The organism is Mycobacterium sp. E1715 (assembly GCF_001667625.1).
Taxonomy (GTDB): domain Bacteria; phylum Actinomycetota; class Actinomycetes; order Mycobacteriales; family Mycobacteriaceae; genus Mycobacterium.
This window is the reverse complement of the sequence record NZ_LZJJ01000200.1, coordinates 1-1550: the sequence shown is the minus strand read 5'-3', so window position 1 is coordinate 1550 and position 1550 is coordinate 1. Positions and strand designations below refer to the sequence as shown.

At 67.5% G+C, this 1550-nt stretch carries 3 protein-coding genes and 1 pseudogene; all 4 read right to left on the bottom strand.

Features of this window, described 5'->3' with window-relative positions; genetic code table 11:
- Positions 1–226, bottom strand: a pseudogene (locus A9X03_RS11180) (NADH-quinone oxidoreductase subunit B); the annotation flags it as partial.
- 7 nt (positions 227–233) lie between these two features.
- On the bottom strand, positions 234–611 hold the full coding sequence (locus A9X03_RS11175) for an NADH-quinone oxidoreductase subunit A (protein ID WP_067271405.1): 378 nt from the start codon (positions 609–611) through the stop codon (positions 234–236).
- Between the two features lie 261 nt (positions 612–872).
- Positions 873–1286 carry a response regulator transcription factor gene (locus tag A9X03_RS11170; protein ID WP_067271403.1) on the bottom strand — a complete coding sequence of 138 codons (414 nt, stop codon included), beginning with the start codon at positions 1284–1286 and terminating at the stop codon, positions 873–875.
- A gap of 30 nt (positions 1287–1316) precedes the next feature.
- On the bottom strand, positions 1317–1550 hold a 234-nt coding region (locus tag A9X03_RS11165), incomplete at its 5' end, for a YceI family protein (RefSeq protein WP_197696057.1).

The window sequence follows — 1550 nt, the reverse complement described above, 5'->3', positions numbered from 1 at the left end:
CCCGCCCGGCCACGATCATCAGGTCGGCCTGCCGCGGCGTCGCCGAGAACCGTTCCATGCCGAACCGCGCGATGTCGAATCTTGGCCCGGCGGTTGCCATCATCTCGATGGCGCAGCAGGCCAACCCGAACGTCGCAGGCCACAACGAGTTCTTGCGTACATAGCCGGCCACCTTCTCGACCGTCGACAGCAGAATCCCACCGGGCAGCTGTTCTTCGAGACCCACGTCTACCTCAATCCCACGTCAGGCCGCCGCGGCGCCACACATAGGCGTACGCCACGAAAACCGTGAGCATGAACACCACCATCTCGACCAACGCGAACGTTCCCAGCGCGTCGTAACTGACCGCCCAGGGATACAAGAACACGATCTCGATGTCGAAGACGATAAAAAGCATTGCGGTCAGGTAATACTTCACCGGGAACCGCTGGCCGCTCGCCGCGTGCGGGCCGCTGACCGGGCTGTCGGTCGGCTCGATGCCGCATTCGTAAGGGGCCATCTTCGACTTGTTGTAGCGCGACGGGCCGGCCAGGCTCGCGATCACCACCGATCCGACGGCGAAGGCCGCGGCTATCGCACCGAGTACCAGGATGGGTATGTAGACGTTCAACTCGCTCCAAGATCTCCTCGTACGGGCCGCCGGTGCGGCGGCCGGGCGGGGGGCCGGGCTGCTGTGACGCGCCCGGGCCGCGGGTGGTCACAGTGACCTCCACAACATAGCGTCGCGAAGGCAGGTGTGCTTTGTCGGGGTGGGGGTATCCGGGAAAGTTTTGCGTCACCGCAACCTGGCGGTCGGGCGCCGTGCGCGAACGACACGCGGATGCGGGCGCGGTGAGACGCTAACGGCGCAGGTGAGGCGCCTTGCGCGGGTCTATCGGGTGGGCGTGCGGAGCAGCCCGAGGACCGTGCGGCCGAGCACGATGGGATCGATGGGGTGCGGCACCGCGGCTTCGGCCCGCGACCAGTTCGCCAGCCAGGCGTCGTCCCGGCGGCCGGTGAGCACGAGGATCGGCGGGCACGTCGCCAGTTCGTCTTTGAGTTGTTTGGCGATTCCCATGCCGCCGGTCGGCGTGGCTTCGCCGTCCAGGATGGCCAAGTCGATGCCGCCCTCGTCCATCTGCCGGACCACCATCGGGGCGGTCGCCACCTCGAGGTAGGTCAGCTCGGGCAGGTCCGGATGCAGATGCTTGCCCAGCGCCCGGATCACTTGCTCGCGGGTTTCGGCGTTGTCGCTGTAGACCAGGATCCGCAGGGCGACGCTGGATTCGGGACTGGAGTCGGACACGCTGCAGATGCTACTGGTGCCGCGCCGGATTCACTGGGCAGCCCGCACGAAGACGGCGTCCGCCGCCGCCGTCGCGGTCGAGGCGACCATGCCGAGGCGGTTCCAGCCCAGGTCGAACTGGGTGCGATCCACCTTGGCTTCCCCCGCGATCCGGATCGAGCCGTCGTCGAGCTCGGTGATCGTGGCGGACAGCGGCAGCGGCGCGGTCACGCCCTTGATGGTGAAGGCGGCCCGGAGGTCGGCGGACTTGCCCTTGGTCGGCTG